Source organism: Actinoplanes solisilvae, from assembly GCF_003999975.1.
Taxonomy (GTDB): Bacteria; Actinomycetota; Actinomycetes; order Mycobacteriales; family Micromonosporaceae; genus Actinoplanes; species Actinoplanes solisilvae.
The window spans coordinates 906,061-919,877 of record NZ_RJAC01000001.1; the positions used below are offsets into that span (position 1 = coordinate 906,061).

Consider the following 13,817-nt stretch of genomic DNA (forward strand, 5'->3'; position numbering starts at 1 on the left):
TTACTCCCGCTCGGTGCCGGGCGCGACGATCTCGGTGACCCGGATGCCGAAGTTCTCGTCGACCACGACGACCTCACCGCGCGCGATCAGCCGGCCGTTGACCAGCAGGTCGGCGGGGCTGCCGGCGGCCCGGTCCAGCTCTACGATCGCGCCCGGGGTGAGCGAGAGCAGCTCGCGCACGCTCATCCGGGTGCGGCCCAGCTCGGCCGAGACCTCCATCTCGACGTCCTGCAGCATGTCGAGCCCTCCGCGCAACTGCACCGTCCCGGCGCCACCCGGCTCCAGCCGGGCGACGTTGCCGCCCGGGCCGTCGGAGGGCCACGGGTTCAGCGCCAGGGCCAGCACGGCACGGACCTCGGAACCCTCGACCAGGGGCACCGCGATGGCGTCGTCCTTGGCGGCCAGCGCGCTGAGCGCCACTTGCGGCTCCATGACGACCCCGGGGTCGAGCACGACCGGGCCGAAGACGCGGGCCGCGGCCTCGAGCGCCGGCCGCACCGCCGCGGTCAGGTCGAGCTCACCGAGCGGGCTCTCCTTGAGCGCGTCCGCCAAGTCCTGTCCGACCACCACGACGACCTCGCCGGAGGCCGCGCCGCTGAACCGGGCGGTGACTGCCTGGCCCTCGGTCAGGGCGTCCGCGGTCGCGGTGACCGGCTCGGCGGCGACCAGGGGCCGGCTGGTGGGCAGGACACCCAGCGCGGCGTCGGCCGCGCTACGGGCGAGCGCTATCTGGGGCGCGGTGATGGTGGGCGCGGTCATGGGCGACCAGACTCCTTGGACGAGGACTCCTGGGGGGCGGGCACGACGAGGCAGGCAAGCCGGGCCCCCTGATTACCGGGAACTGCATGGGCAAAAACGGTCTCGCTGACGATGACCTCAAGCGGCTGGCTGGTCGGATGCCCCAGCGGGACAACGTCACCCGGCCTCAGGTCCACGATGTCATCGGTTCGCATGCGAATGGGCTGGAATCGGACCGCGACGTCGAGCGGTGCCGACGAAAGCCCGGCCGTGAGGTTGCGCATCGCCATGTCCTTGGCGTTGCGCTCGGCCTGACTGAGCACCACCGTCTCGATCTTCGACAGCACCGGGAGGATCGAGTTGAACGGCAGGCAGATGCTGGCCTGCGTCTCCTCCGCACCGATCTTCAGGTCGAACGAGGCGACCACGCACGCGTCGCCCGGCTGGTGGGTCCGCAGGAACTGCGCGTTGTACTCGATCTCCTTGAGCTTCGGGTGCAGGTCGACCAGCGTCTCGAAGCCGTACCGGAGCTCACCGAGCATCCGCTCGAGCAGCCCGCGCAGCAGGGGCATCTCGACCTCGGTCATCGGACGCTCCGGCTGGGGCCCGCCGGGGCCGCCGAGCATGTGATCAATCGCGGTCATCGCGGCCGAGGAGGCGACCTGCATGAGGGCCGAGCCGGGCAGGGGGTCGAGCACCACCACGGCGAGCACCGTGGGGTTGTCGAGAGAGGCGACGTATTCGTCGTAGTTGAGCTGCTCGATCGAGGCGAGCGCGACGTTGCTCACCGCTCGGAGGCGGGTCGTGAGGAGCGTGCCACAGCTGCGGGCGTAGTTCTCGAACGCGAGTTGCAGGGTGCGGACGTGCTCCCGGGACAGCTTGATCGGCTTGCGGAAGTCGTACGGCACCGGCCCTCCGCCATGGCCGCGGCGCGAGATCCGGCCCGGGGTTCGTGCGGCGTTGGTCACGTTGTCCTGATCGGCTCGTTTCCGCAACGGCTGAGCGGGAGGGGCGTTTTTGGCCCCACCACGACGAACGGGCGGGTTCACCGAAGTGAACCCGCCCGATCCGCTCGGACTTACTGGGTGACGAACTGGGTGTAGTAGATGTCCATCACCATCTTCTTGTCCTCTTCGATGTAGACCCTCTCGATCTTCTTGAGCAGGTCCGCCTTGATGGCGTCGCGGCCCTTCTCGGTCGACAGCTCTGCGACCTTCTTGCCGGTGTACTCGTCGATCGCCAGGTTGATCGCCTCGCTGGTGTCGACCGACTCGGCGCCGGCGTCGGCGGTCTGCTGCAGCGAGAACTTCAGCTTCAGGTAGTGGCCGTCGGCCAGGTTGATCGTCAGGGCGTCCTCGATCGGCGTGACCGAACCCTTCTCGACCACCGCGGCCTCGGCGCTGTCGCCCTTCAGCATGAAGAACGCTCCGGCGCCGCCGCCACCCAGCAGCACAACGGCGGCAGCAATGATGATCAGAAGCATCTTCTTGGACTTCTTCGGGGCGTCGGCGGTGGTGGTCGTCTCGTCCTTGCTCATCAAAAGCTCCTCTCAATCGTGCGTCGGGGTGTCGTCGGCCGGGCTGTTCCCGGGCTCGCTATTGGTATCGGTTGACGCCCCGCCCGGTTGAGCCGTCTTGGTTTGAGCTGAGGTTTGACCCGGGTGCAGTTTGTTGTCGGCACCGGCCGCGGCCGGCAGCAACGCCGCCTGGTCGGCGGTCAGCGTGGTCAGAACAACGATGTCCACGCGGCGGTTCATGGTGATCGACCGTGGGTCGGCCGGGTCGATCAGCGGCTTGGTGTCGGAGAAACCGACCGCGCTCATCCGGTTCTTGGCCAGACCGTGCCCGACCAGGTAACGCACCGTGGTCGAGGCGCGAGCCGCGGAGAGCTCCCAGCCGCTGGGGTAGAAGGTGGTCTTCATCTTGAGCTGGTTGGTGTTGCCGTCGACCTCGATCTTGTTGGGCAGCTTGGCGATCGCCGGAGCGATCGCGTCGAGGATCTTCTTACCGCCGGGCCGCAGGTCGGCCCGGTTGCCGTCGAAGACGACCTCGTTGGTCATCACGGTGACGATCAGGCCGCGCTCGTCGATCGTGAACTTCACCGAGTCGAGCAGCTTGCCCTTGGCCAGGGAGTCGGAGATCTTGTTCTCGATCTTCTTGAGGTTCTCGGCCTCCTTGGCCGCGGCCTCGGCGTTCTGCGAGGCCTTCTTACGGTCCTCGGCCGCCATCGCGGCGCGGACCGCCTCCTGCTGCTGAGCCGTCAGGTTGGACGAGCCGGCCTTGCCGTCGCCCGGGTTGGCCCCCGGGTCGATCTGCACGATCTCGGCGCTGTTGCCGGAGCCGTCCAGCGGCGCGGACTGACCCTGGAACGCCGCGCTCTGCGCACCGAACCCCGATTGCAGGCCCTGGGCAAGCTGGGCGAACTTCTTCATGTTGACGTCGCTCATCGAGTAGAGGACCACGAAGAGAACAAACAGCAGGGTCAGCATGTCGGCGTACGACACGAGCCAGCGCTCGTGATTGACGTGCTCCTCGTGCTCCTCATGCCGCTGCTTACGCTTGCCCCCGCCACTGCTCATCCCGTTATGCCGCCTTCTTGGTGGTCGAGGCCGCCTCGGCCTTCTTCGCCTCGTCCGGCGGGAGAAGGCTGCGGAGCTTCTGCGCGACCAGGCGCGGGTTCGAACCGGCCTGGATGGCCAGGACGCCGTCGACAACCAACTCCATCTCCTCGCCCTCGACACCGCTAAGGCGGGAGAGGCGGGCGGCGATCGGCAGCCAGATCACGTTGGCGCTGAGCACGCCCCAGAGGGTCGCCACGAACGCGGCGGCGATGGAGTGACCGAGCGTGTCGGGCTTGTCGAGGTTCTCGAGCACATGCACGAGGCCCATGACCGTGCCGATGATGCCGATCGTGGGGGCGTAGCCACCCATGTTCTCGAAGAGCTTGGCGCTGGCCTTGTCGGCCTTCTTCTTGGCCGCGATCTCGGCGTGCAGGATGTCGTGGAGCTCGTCCGGGTCGGTGCCGTCGATCGCGAGCTGCAGTCCGCGCTTGAGGAACGGGTGCTCGACCGTCTTGACCGCGTCCTCGAGGGCCAGCAGACCCTCGCGCCGGGCCCGCTCGGCCAGCTTGACGATCTCCTCCACCAGCTGCGTCGGCGGAACGAGCTTGGCCAGGAACGCCTTCTGGAGCATCTTGCCGGCACCGGTCGCGTCCTTCAGCACCCCGCCGGCCATACCGGCGCAGAACGCGCCGCCGAACACCAGCAGCATCGAGGGGATCAGGATGATCGAGGTCGGCGAACCGCCCTCGAGGATCTGAACGGTGAAGATGATGAGGAGGCCGACAACTACGCCGACAATGGTAGAGATGTCCATCAGCGTCCATTCCGATGCAACGGGAGCACCTTGGCGTCGTCGTTCTCATCCGGCGACGTAGCGGAGGAGTGGGTGTTGGTGGGCTCGGCCTCGAGACGACTCGCTTGGGCGATCAGCGACGCGCGGTAGTGACGCACCGAATCGATGAACTCGGGCACGGACTCGGCAATGACGTACTTGGTGCCGTCGACCAGGGTGACGACTGTGTCGGGCGTGCACTCCGCGCGCTCGACCAGGTCGGGGTTCAGGGCGAACACGGCACCGTTGATGCGGGTAACGAGGATCACTTACATCCGTCCTTGGGTGTTGTGTCGGTCCTGGGCCGGCCGACCGGCCGCGGCCTTCGCAGCAACGGCCGGGGCAGGCGCAGGTACGCCCGTCCCGGCCGTTGCCGAACCATCAGTTGCGACTAGCGCTTCATGCTGACGAGCTCCTGGAGCAGCTCGTCGGAGGTGGTGATGATGCGGGAGTTGGCCTGGAAGCCGCGCTGGGCGATGACCAGGTTGGTGAACTCCTGAGCCAGGTCGACGTTCGACATCTCGAGGGCGCCGCTGATCACCTGGCCGAGGCCGGCGCTCGTGGGCGGGCCGACCTGGGCGAGACCTGAGTTGACCGTGGAGCGCCATTGGGAGTCGCCGGTCTTCTCGAGCCCGTTGACGTTCTTGAAGGTGGCCAGGGCGACCTGGCCGAGCACCTTCTTCTGGCCGTTGCTGAACGCTCCGATGATCTGCCCGGTGTCCGACACGGTGTAGGACAGCGAGGCCAGCGTGCCGGCCGCGTTGCCGTTCGAGTCGGAGACCCTCGCCTCGGACAGGCCGTGGAACATGGTCAGGTCGCTCACGTCGACGTCGAGAGTGGCGCTCAGGTTCGGGTTGATGGCGGTGACGCCGGTGAACGCCAGCGAATCGACCGTCGGCTTGCCTCCCTCGAACTTCATCCCGTTGGCCATGACCACCGAGGGCGAGGACTTGCCCGACTCGGTCAGCGTGACGGTCCAGGTCTGCGCGTCACCGGCGCTGGGTTCGGTGTCCCGCTTGAACTTGGCCAACAGGCCCACCGGGTTGCCGAGCTTGTCGAAGGCCTTGAACGGGATCTCGATCTCGGGGACTCCGGCGGCGGTGGCGACGCCCTCGGGCAGGTCGCTGGTCAGGTTGCCCTTCATCTCGATCGTGCTGGTCACCTGGGGCGAGATGCTCTTGCCGAGCGGCATCTTGATGTCGCCGGGCTTTCCGGCCGGGTTGACCACACCGTTCTCGTCGGCGGTCCATCCCTGCACGGGCTCGCCGGTCGCCGTCGCGAGCGTGCCGTTGGCGTCGAAGAAGAACGAGCCGGCCCGGCTGTAGAGCTCCTCGTTGCCGCGGCGGGTGATGAAGAAGCCGTCGCCCTGGATCATCATGTCGCCGGCCTTGCCGGTGGTCTGGGCCGAACCCTGACTGAAGTTCGACGTGATGCCGGCGTTACGGGTACCGAGGCCGACCTGGCCGGGGTTGGTGCCGGCGCCGCCGTTCTGGGGCGCGCCCGCCGCTGCCGTCATCTGGCTGAGCGTGTCCTGGAATTGCACCGAGCTCGCCTTGAAACCGACGGTGTTGACGTTGGCGATGTTGTTACCGGTGACGTCCATCATCTGCTGGTGGGCGTGCAGGCCACTGATGCCGGAGTACAGAGAACGCAGCATGAATGGTTCCTTTGCGATTGAGAATTACGGCTTGGGCGTCGCGCCAGTCGCGTCCGTCCGGGTTTCCTGAACCTCCGTGACCTTGGACAGCAGCACTTCCGTGTTCCCGATCCGAAGCATCGGCTCGCTGTCGCCGTTGAGCTTCGCCGCCGAGATGACCCCGGTGGCCTTGGCGCCCGAGGGGTCCATGTATTCGACGGTCTTCCCGACCAGCGAGCTGGCATTGATCAACTGCTGGCCCTTGAGCATGTCGGCGATGCCTTCGAGCTTCTCGACCTGGGTGAACTGGGCCGTCTGGGCCAGGAACTGGGTCGAGTCGGCCGGCTTGCTGGGGTCCTGGTATTTCAGCTGGGCCACCAGCAGCTTGAGGAACGTGTCCCGGTCGCCGAGAGATTTGCTCTTCTCCGCGGCACCACCGGCCGCGCCCGCGAGGGGATTGGCACCGGAAAGCCCGGAAAGCGGCGAGGTCATGAGTTGCTCCGTCCGTCAGCAGTCTCTTACGCCCCTTCGACCGGTTCGCAAGATTCCTTAGCAACCGAAAAAGAACGGGCCCGCCACTCCGGCGGGCCCGTTCTCGTGCGGTTGTCGGCGCCCCGGGACGTCAGGGCGCGAGCGAGACGCTGAACTTCCCCTTGCCGTACCGGTTGACCTCGACGAGCAGGTCGGTGCGGCGGCCCAGCGCCATCAGGTGGGCCCGGGCGTCCGCGGGCAGCGGGTCGCCGGGATAGACCACCTGGTGGAGCTTGATGTGCGGGGCCCCCTCACGGTTGAGCAGGCTGGTCAGCACGTTGCACAGCTCGCCGACGTTCTCGGCGAGGTTCGGGTAGAGCTGCTTGTCGTCGATGCTGTCCTCGGCGGCCCCGGCGGGCAGCAGGCCGAGCGCCGCGCCGGCGTTGGCCGCCAGTGAGAGCCCCATCCCGAGGACGGCGTAGATGTTCTGTGCGGAGTCGGTGAAGATCGCGACCGTCGAGGTGGGGATCTCATCTGCGCTGAGAGGCTCACCAGGACTGACGGTCACCTCCCGGCCGAGCAGATCCTCGAAGAGGTTGCGAACGGCCAGGGTGCCAGGAAGAACCGAGACGTCGGACATGTCGTAATCATCCCAAAATCGGAGCGAAGACCTCATCGAAACGTTCAGCCGAGAACGGCTTCACGATGAAAAACAGGGCGCCGGCCGCTTCGGCCTGCTCCTTCATCTCCGGCGTGCTCTCCGACGTCACGAAGCCGTACTTGACGTCGTTGCCGGCCGCGCGCAGTGCCCGCAGGCATTCGATGCCGTTCATCTCGGGCATGTTCCAGTCCGAGAGGACGAGATCGGGGCTTTCCGCCTTGACGATGTCGAAGGCCTCCTTACCGTTGGCCGCCTCGATCAGATCGTGGTCGCCGAAACCCGCCTGACGAAGGGTGCGAACCACGATCTGCCGCATCACCCGGCTGTCGTCAGCAATGAGAATCTTCATTCCGCGCCCTCCTTGGTGCTGTTGTTGTCAGCCGTACTGCTGTGCCACATGGAAATCGAGACCGGCTCGCCGTCCCAGATCCCGTAGACCCCGCTGATCCGCTGGGCGTTGGGGTAGCGCGCCGTCGCCTCGGGGGCGAGCACCACCTGGGGCAGCGAGAGGAACGCGCCGGGCGGCAGCATCGCCTTGACGTTGCCGCCGACGATGTTGGCGAGTTCACCGAGCACATCGGAGAGGTCCTCCTCGCTCACCTCGTCCGGCTCCACGGCCAGGAAGGCGGCGGCGGCGCGACGGGCCGCCAGGGTCGAGGACGCATAGACGATGTGCCCGGTCCAGGAACCGGTGATGGAGACCGAGGAGTGCACATCGGACGGCTGGTTCTCGTCGTAGGTCTGCATCAGAGGGTTCAGGCCCTCGGGATCCAGGTATGACTCCCACACCTGATCCACCATCTCGGTGAGGTCGTTCTCGTTGACCTCGACTTCGACGCTCATGAGTTCGCTCCGGTCGGGACGAGGCCCAGCAGGGCCAGCTTTTCGATCATGGCGCCCTCGGTGAAGGGCTTGATCACGTATTCGTGGGCGCCCGCGGCGAGTGCCCGTACGATCTGGCTCTGTTCGCTCTCGGTGGTGACCATGACCAGCGTCATCTCGCGCAGGCGCGGGTCGGCCCGCACGTGCGTGACGAACTCGAGCCCGTTCATGTTCGGCATGTTCCAGTCGATGAGGGCCAGCTCGGGCACCTCGGTCATCGCGGTCACCAGGTCGAGCGCCTCCTTGCCGTCGCCCGCCTCCACCGCCTCGAAGTTCAGCTTGGTGACGATCCGTTTGAGGATCATTCGCATCGCGCGGGAATCGTCGATCACCATGGCGCGCATCGGTGTCATCCCCTTCTGAGCGCGCCCGCGGGCGTACCCGTACGGACTCGATAGGCGGAGGTGCGGCCGGCGGCCACCCGCTCGTAGTTGTCGTCGATCCCGATCGTGGTCTCGGCCGCCCCGAGGAAGAGCCAGCCGTCCGGGCGCAGCAGCTTGGCCACGTTCTGCAGGACGGTGCGCTTGGTCGCGACGTCGAAATAGATCAGGACGTTGCGCAGGAAGATCACGTCGAACGGCTGCATGGCGGGCAGCGGCGCGGTGAGGTTCATCAGCCGGAACGACACGTTGCGCCGCAGCGCCTGGGTGATCCGCCAGTGCGCGCCGGCCCGCTCGAAGTACTGCACGAGCTGGGAGGCCGGCAGACCCCGGTTCACCTCGACCTGGCTGTACTCCGCGGTCTCGGCCCGCTTGACCATCTCGGTCGAGATGTCGGTGCCCATGATGTCGTAGCTCCAGCCCGGCGGGAGCCTCTCCTGCATGGTGATGGCCAGGCTGTACGCCTCCTGGCCGCTGGAACTGGCGGCCGACCACACGCGCACCTTGCGCGTCGCCGAGCGCGACTTGACCAGCTCGGGGAGCACGACGTCGTTGAGGGCCGCGAACGGCTCGCGGTCGCGGAACCAGGAGGTCTCGTTCGTGGTCAGCGCGTCGATGATCCGGCGTTGCTTGGCCGGGTCGGGCCGGCGCTGGAGGTCGGTCAGGAACTCGTTGACGTTGGCCGCGCCCACGGCCCGGGCGACCGGGATGAGTCTCGCCTCGACCAGGTACTCCTTGCCGGCGGCCAGCACGATGGACGCCTCCCGGCGCACGAGCTGCGCGACAAAGGCGAACTCCGACTGGGACAGGCTCATCGGGCCACCGCCGCCGACCGGCCGGACTTGACCCTGTTGACCAGGTGGGCGGCGATCCGGTCGAGCGGCAGGATCTCGTCGGCCAGCCCGGCACCGACGACGGCGCCCGGCATGCCCCACACCACCGAGGTGGCCTCGTCCTGCGCCAGCACCTCGGCGCCGCCGTCACGCAGCACCTTCGCGCCGCCTCGTCCGTCGTGCCCCATGCCGGTCAGCACGGCCGCGTACGCCGAGGCGCCGTAGAGCGACGCGACGGAGCGGAACATGACGTCGACGGCCGGGCGGCAGGAATTCTCCGGAGGCGCGCCGCTGAGCTGCGTCAGGGTGGCGGTGCCCCGGCGGTTCAGCACCAGGTGCTTGTCACCGGGGGCGACGTAGGCCCAGCCGGGGTTCAGCTCCATGCCGTCGCCGGCCTCGACCACCCGCAGAGGCGTGCTGCGGTCGAGCCGCTCGGCGAACATCTTGGTGAACACGGGCGGCATGTGCTGGGTGATGACGATGGGCACCGGCAGGTCGGCCGGGATGCCGGTGAGCACCTTGGTGAGCGCGTCGGGGCCGCCGGTCGACGAGCCGATCGCGAGGATGTCGATCCGGCCGCCGGGCGCGGTCTTGCGAGGGGCGGCAGCGGGCCGGGCGGGCGCCGCGCCAGGGCGGCCCGGGCCGGTGGGCGGCATTCCCACGCGGGGCGGGGCCGAGCCGGGGCGCGCTGGGGTAGCGGCACCCGGGCGTGCCGGAGGCCCGGCGGCGGGGCGGCGCTTGCCCGCGAGCGCATAGATCCTCGGTACGAGCTCGGTGCGAACTGCCCTGATCGACTCTTCCACGGACCCGACGTTGCTGGGCTTCGTCACGTAGTCGGTCGCACCCGCGGACAGCGCCTCGAGGGTGGCCGTCGCGCCCGCCGCCGACAGCGTGCTGAACATGATCACGGGAATGTGCTTGTGCCGCTTGCGCAACTCGCGGACCGCCGTGATGCCGTCCATCTGCGGCATCTCGATGTCCATCGTGATCACGTCCGGCTTGAGCTGATCGATCTTGGCCTGGGCCAGCTGCCCGTTGGACGCCGTGCCGACGACCTCGATGTTCTCGGCGCCGCCGAGAGCGTCGACGATCAAGCGGCGGACGACCACGGAGTCGTCGACGACGAGGACCGTTATCACCCGGTCACCTCCTTCACCCGAGCCACCCGGGGCCCAGAGCCGCGACCACGGGAGTGAGCAGCCGGTGGGCGGTTGACGTGTCCAACAGATCGCGAACCACCAGCGCCTGCACCGCGCCGCTGAGCATGTTCCAGACACCACCGGCCCGGTCGGCCAGCGGAATGGCGGCCGTGTCGACGGCCTGTACCAACAGCATCTGCGCTGCCGCGGCCGTGCGGACCCGATCCGACAGATAGGCCGCCCAGGACGCCGAATGCACCGCCGGTGACCAGCCGCCCGCGTTGCGACGTGCGTCCTCGGCCGAGGCGACGAGCCGGGCGAGATCGGTCGACCGCAGCGAGCGGAGCCGGTCGAGCAGGGCGGAGATCGCGTAGTGGTGGGGGCCGAGGTCGATCGGGGCGCCGGTCGGCAGCCTGCGCATGGCGGCGACCCAGCCCGCACCGAGGCGGCGGCGGGTGTCGGCGTCGAGAACCTCGCGCAGGTAGCTGGCCACGGCGGCGTCGCAGAGCAGAGCGGTGGCCGCGCCCGCGACGTCGGTCTGCCGGGCGTCGCGCCCCTGCCCGGTCCAGGTCCACGCCATCACGTCGTACCGCAGGCAGGTCAGAAGCGAGTCGACGGTGCCGATGGGCGCGCGTTCGACTATCGCCAGACTGCCGGTCGCGTCGTCCTTGTTCATGCCTTTGAGCGAGGGCATGCGGCGGGCGGCGCTCTCGACCTCGACCCAGAGCGGGCCGCGGACGTCCTCGTCGGGCAGCCGTTCGGCCAGCGCCGAGAGGTCCTCGGCCTTCAGCCGCAGCCCACGCAGCATCACCTCGGCCGTGGCCGACCCGCCGGTGAGGCGGGACAGGTCGAAGCCGAGCACCGGGGCGCTGACGAGGCTGTACATCAGGTGGTGGCTCGAGAGGTGTCGACGACCAGGGTCGCGTCGAGAGCGAGCATCAGCCGGCCGTCCAACTTGAAGGTGCCCACGACGAGTTCCCGGGTTGGTCCGCTGAGCGTGTCCGGCGGGTGTTCGAACGTGTCGTCGTCGAGGTCGACCACCTCGCCGATGCGGTCCACCACCAGGCTCACCGGGTCACCGTCACCGCGCAGGATCACGTTCATCACCGGGCCCTCGGTCGCTTTGGGCGGCAGTCCGAGCTGGACTCGCAGGTCGACCGCCGCGATCACCTGGCCGCGCAGGTTGAAGAGCCTGCTGACGGCCGGTGGCGCGAGCGGCACGGGGGTGTACTCGTTGTACGAGAGCACCTCCTGCACCGTATGCACCTCGACCCCGAAGAGCTGGTTGGCCACCTCGAACGTGGCGAACTGCCGGCTCGCCATCTCAGGCCTCCACCAGGAGATCGTCGGTTTCCAGGTCGGCGTAGAAGTTCGGGTCGGCCGCGAGGATCGCCCGGCGCACGTCCAGCAGCTCGGTCACGCGCTGCTGAATGACCGCCGTGCCGACCAGACCGTCCTCCTCGGCGTCCCTGCGGGCCGTCCTGGAGTTCTCGGCGATGTCCACGATCCGGTCGACCACCAGGGCCACACTGCGGGCGCCCTCGCTGTAGACGACCACCGAGACGGTGTCCCCCTCAGGTTCTTCCCCGTAGGCCCCGAGCAGGTGCGACAACCGCACCAGCGGCAGGATCTGCCCGCGGTACTGCACGACCTCGCGAGACCCGGCGTGCTCGATCCGTTCGCGCGGGAACTCCTCGAGCCGGGTGACCGTGTCGAGTGGGATCGCGACACGCCTTTCGCCGACCGCGGTGACCAGCAGCCGTTCGCCGGTGCCGCTGCCCTCGGACGCCCTCGCCGCAGCCGCGATGTTGCCGCGCTCGGAGTCGACGGCCAGGTGACTGCGCCGAGCCAGCGACGAGACGTCGAGGATCAGACCCACCTTGCCGTCGCCGAGGATCGTCGCACCGGCGTACAGGCCGATGTCCTTGAATCTGCTGTTGAGTGCCTTGACGACGACCTCTTCGGTATTCAGCACGCGGTCGACGACCAGGCCGAAGCGCCGGCCGTCGGCTTGCAGCACCATGATGTAGACGCCATGGTCGCCGCCGACGTCGAGGCCCAGCGCGCGATCGAGGCGCACGAGCGGGAGCAGCTTGCCCCGCAGGCGATAGACCGGCGCCCCCGATGCGTACTCGATCTTGGTGGACTGCCCGTCGATGAAGACCAGTTCAAGGACGGCGACCTGCGGGACCACGTACCGCTGATCGCCGCAGTCGACCGTGAGCGCCTGGATGATCGCCAAGGTCAACGGGATGGTGAGGCGCCAGACCGTGCCCTTGCCGGGCGTGGAGTCGACGCTGACCGCACCGCCGATGTTCTCGATGTTGGTCTTGACGACGTCCATCCCGACGCCGCGGCCGGACACGTTGGTCACCTTGGCCGCCGTGGAGAAGCCGGGCTGGAAGACCATCGCCATGATGTCGCGACGGTCCATCATCGGGATCTGGTCGGGGCGTAGCAGTCCGTTCTCGACCGCCTTCTGGGCGATCCGGTCCACGTTCAGCCCGGCGCCGTCGTCGGCGACCTCGACCGCCACGTGGCCGCCCTCGTGATAGGCGCGCAGCGTGAGCGTGCCCTCGGGGGTCTTACCGGCGGCGGTGCGCTGATCCGGGCTCTCGATGCCGTGGTCGACGGCGTTACGCACGAGGTGGGTGAGCGGGTCCTTGACCGCCTCGAGCAGGCTGCGGTCGAGTTCGGTCTCCTTGCCCTCCATGACGAGCTGGACCTTCTTGTCCATGGAGTTGCTGAGGTCCCGCACGACTCGCGGCAGCTTCGACCAGATGTGCTCGATGGGCTGCATCCGGGTCTTCATGATGCCCTCTTGCAGCTCGCTGGTGATCATGCCGAGCCGCTGGGCGCTGCGCACGAGTGTGGCGTCGCCGATCTCCATGACGCCCCGGACGAGTTGGTTGCGGGCCAGAACCAGCTCGCCGACCATGTTCAGCAGCGTGTCGAGCAGGTCCACGTCGACCCGGATGGCGCTGTCGGCGATGCTCCGCTTGGGCGTCTGAGCCTGCAGCGCCTCGCTGACCGCGGCCGGCTGGGCCTTGCCCTCCTCGAGCAGGATCGTGCCGAGTTTGCGTTCGTCGCCCTCGATCTGCTGCGCGAGGGCCGAACCGACATCCTGTGCCTGCACGCCGCCGCTCTCGACCAGGATCTCGCCGATCGGGCGGCGCTGGTTCTCCACCGGATTGGGCGCGGGCCGAGCGGGCACCTCTTCGAGCGGCTCGGGCGTCTCCGGTGCGGCGGCCACGGGGGCGGAGGCTGCCTCGGCGGCCGCACCGGCCTCGCCCGCCTTCATCTGCGCGTTCACCTGGGCGATGGCCGCGTCGACGTCGACATCACCCTCGTTGCCGGTCTCCTCGATGGCGGCGAGCAGGGAGCGTACGCCGTCGATCGTGGCCAGCAGGGTGGTGATCGTCGCCGGGGTCACCGGCTGCGCGCCGTCGCGCAGCTTGGACAGCAGCGACTCACCCGCGTGAGCCAGCTTCTCGAGCCGCCCGAAGGCGAGGAAGCCGCTGGTGCCCTTGATCGTATGGATCGCCCGGAAGATGCGGGAGATCAGGTCGCGGGAATGGGGATCCTGCTCGAGCTGCACCAGGTCACGGTCGATCTGGTCCAGGTTCTCATGGCTCTCCAGAAGAAACTCGCCAACGATCTCACCAAGGTCTTCCACGCTTCTTAC

At 68.1% G+C, this 13,817-nt stretch carries 17 protein-coding genes; all 17 read right to left on the reverse strand.

Annotated features, from left to right (window positions below; all coding sequences use genetic code 11):
• The 17 genes from fliN to EER30_RS04430 all read right to left on the reverse strand — a co-directional run bounded on the left by fliN (position 1) and on the right by EER30_RS04430 (position 13,808).
• A complete protein-coding gene (fliN, locus tag EER30_RS04350) occupies positions 1-759 on the reverse strand; it encodes a flagellar motor switch protein FliN (protein WP_127498441.1) in 759 nt (252 codons plus the stop codon).
• Positions 756-1,646: a flagellar motor switch protein FliM gene (locus EER30_RS04355; RefSeq protein ID WP_240669741.1), complete on the reverse strand. Its 891-nt coding sequence runs from the start codon at positions 1,644-1,646 to the stop codon at positions 756-758. Before EER30_RS04355 ends, fliN begins: the two co-directional genes overlap by 4 nt.
• Positions 1,647-1,816: 170 nt before the next feature.
• Positions 1,817-2,275, reverse strand: coding sequence for a flagellar basal body-associated FliL family protein (locus EER30_RS04360; protein ID WP_127498443.1), 459 nt, complete (start codon positions 2,273-2,275; stop codon positions 1,817-1,819).
• A gap of 12 nt (positions 2,276-2,287) precedes the next feature.
• Positions 2,288-3,316 carry a flagellar motor protein MotB gene (locus tag EER30_RS04365; RefSeq protein WP_127498445.1) on the reverse strand — a complete coding sequence of 343 codons (1,029 nt, stop codon included), beginning with the start codon at positions 3,314-3,316 and terminating at the stop codon, positions 2,288-2,290.
• A 4-nt stretch (positions 3,317-3,320) separates the two neighbouring features.
• Positions 3,321-4,112 (reverse strand): flagellar motor protein, encoded by a 792-nt coding sequence (locus tag EER30_RS04370; RefSeq protein WP_127498447.1) that lies wholly within the window; start codon positions 4,110-4,112, stop codon positions 3,321-3,323.
• Positions 4,112-4,399: a flagellar FlbD family protein gene (locus tag EER30_RS04375; RefSeq protein ID WP_127498448.1), complete on the reverse strand. Its 288-nt coding sequence runs from the start codon at positions 4,397-4,399 to the stop codon at positions 4,112-4,114. The genes EER30_RS04370 and EER30_RS04375 overlap by 1 nt, the downstream gene beginning before the upstream one ends.
• 122 nt (positions 4,400-4,521) lie before the next feature.
• Positions 4,522-5,787, reverse strand: coding sequence for a flagellar hook protein FlgE (locus tag EER30_RS04380; protein ID WP_127498449.1), 1,266 nt, complete (start codon positions 5,785-5,787; stop codon positions 4,522-4,524).
• Between the two features lie 24 nt (positions 5,788-5,811).
• Positions 5,812-6,258, reverse strand: a complete 447-nt coding sequence (locus EER30_RS04385) for a flagellar hook assembly protein FlgD (protein ID WP_127498450.1) — start codon at positions 6,256-6,258, stop codon at positions 5,812-5,814.
• A 130-nt stretch (positions 6,259-6,388) separates the two neighbouring features.
• On the reverse strand, positions 6,389-6,877 hold the full coding sequence (locus tag EER30_RS04390; protein WP_127498451.1) for a hypothetical protein: 489 nt from the start codon (positions 6,875-6,877) through the stop codon (positions 6,389-6,391).
• A gap of 7 nt (positions 6,878-6,884) precedes the next feature.
• Positions 6,885-7,247, reverse strand: coding sequence for a response regulator (locus EER30_RS04395; RefSeq protein ID WP_127498452.1), 363 nt, complete (start codon positions 7,245-7,247; stop codon positions 6,885-6,887).
• A complete protein-coding gene (locus EER30_RS04400; RefSeq protein WP_127498453.1) occupies positions 7,244-7,741 on the reverse strand; it encodes a chemotaxis protein CheX in 498 nt (165 codons plus the stop codon). The genes EER30_RS04395 and EER30_RS04400 overlap by 4 nt, the downstream gene beginning before the upstream one ends.
• Positions 7,738-8,124 (reverse strand): response regulator, encoded by a 387-nt coding sequence (locus EER30_RS04405; protein ID WP_240669742.1) that lies wholly within the window; start codon positions 8,122-8,124, stop codon positions 7,738-7,740. Before EER30_RS04405 ends, EER30_RS04400 begins: the two co-directional genes overlap by 4 nt.
• Positions 8,125-8,129: 5 nt before the next feature.
• Positions 8,130-8,975 (reverse strand): CheR family methyltransferase, encoded by an 846-nt coding sequence (locus EER30_RS04410; RefSeq protein WP_127498457.1) that lies wholly within the window; start codon positions 8,973-8,975, stop codon positions 8,130-8,132.
• The gene (locus EER30_RS04415; protein ID WP_127498459.1) at positions 8,972-10,132 is read right to left on the reverse strand and encodes a protein-glutamate methylesterase/protein-glutamine glutaminase; all 1,161 of its coding nucleotides are present in this window, start codon (positions 10,130-10,132) and stop codon (positions 8,972-8,974) included. Before EER30_RS04415 ends, EER30_RS04410 begins: the two co-directional genes overlap by 4 nt.
• Positions 10,133-10,145: 13 nt before the next feature.
• Entirely contained in the window at positions 10,146-11,018 is an 873-nt protein-coding gene (locus tag EER30_RS04420) for a hypothetical protein (protein WP_127498461.1), read from the reverse strand.
• Entirely contained in the window at positions 11,018-11,455 is a 438-nt protein-coding gene (locus tag EER30_RS04425; protein WP_127498463.1) for a chemotaxis protein CheW, read from the reverse strand. Before EER30_RS04425 ends, EER30_RS04420 begins: the two co-directional genes overlap by 1 nt.
• Position 11,456: 1 nt before the next feature.
• Positions 11,457-13,808 carry a chemotaxis protein CheW gene (locus tag EER30_RS04430; protein ID WP_127498465.1) on the reverse strand — a complete coding sequence of 784 codons (2,352 nt, stop codon included), beginning with the start codon at positions 13,806-13,808 and terminating at the stop codon, positions 11,457-11,459.
• Positions 13,809-13,817 lie beyond the last annotated feature (9 nt).